Annotated in this window: 2 tRNA genes and 2 rRNA genes; all 4 read left to right on the forward strand. The window is 50.9% G+C overall.

The features are described from left to right. Positions 1 to 118 (forward strand): 16S ribosomal RNA (locus HU147_RS19135); the annotation flags it as partial. Between the two features lie 102 nt (positions 119 to 220). Further along, positions 221 to 297 (forward strand) — tRNA-Ile (locus HU147_RS19140). A gap of 9 nt (positions 298 to 306) precedes the next feature. Next, a tRNA-Ala gene (locus HU147_RS19145) sits at positions 307 to 382 on the forward strand. Between the two features lie 121 nt (positions 383 to 503). Continuing rightward, positions 504 to 613 (forward strand): 23S ribosomal RNA (locus HU147_RS19150); the annotation flags it as partial.

Consider the following 613-nt stretch of genomic DNA (forward strand, 5'->3'; position numbering starts at 1 on the left):
ACACCCGAAGTCGGTGAGGTAACCCTTGTGGAGCCAGCCGCCGAAGGTGGGACAGATGATTGGGGTGAAGTCGTAACAAGGTAGCCGTATCGGAAGGTGCGGCTGGATCACCTCCTTTCTAAGGATATATTCGGAACGAAACCTGCGGGTTTCGGTTGACGTTTTGCGTTCAGTTTTGAAGGTTCAGTAGAACTTTCCTTATCATTTTGAATACCCAAGAGGGCCTATAGCTCAGCTGGTTAGAGCGCACGCCTGATAAGCGTGAGGTCGATGGTTCGAGTCCATTTAGGCCCACCATAACTTCTTGGGGCCTTAGCTCAGCTGGGAGAGCGCCTGCCTTGCACGCAGGAGGTCAGCGGTTCGATCCCGCTAGGCTCCACCAATCGTTTTCTTTTTTTTGCCCGAAAACGAACTTGTTCTTTGAAAACTGGATATGACGACATTGAAACAACGAAACAAGCAACACGAGTGATGAGACCGATTTTTTCGGTCGACTTTCTAATGGTTAAGTTAGAAAGGGCGCACGGTGGATGCCTTGGCACTAGGAGCCGAAGAAGGACGGCACTAACACCGATATGCTCCGGGGAGCTGTAAGTGAGCTTTGATCCGGAGA

It is taken from the genome of Planococcus chinensis, from assembly GCF_020071995.1.
Lineage (GTDB): Bacteria > Bacillota > Bacilli > Bacillales_A > Planococcaceae > Planococcus > Planococcus chinensis_A.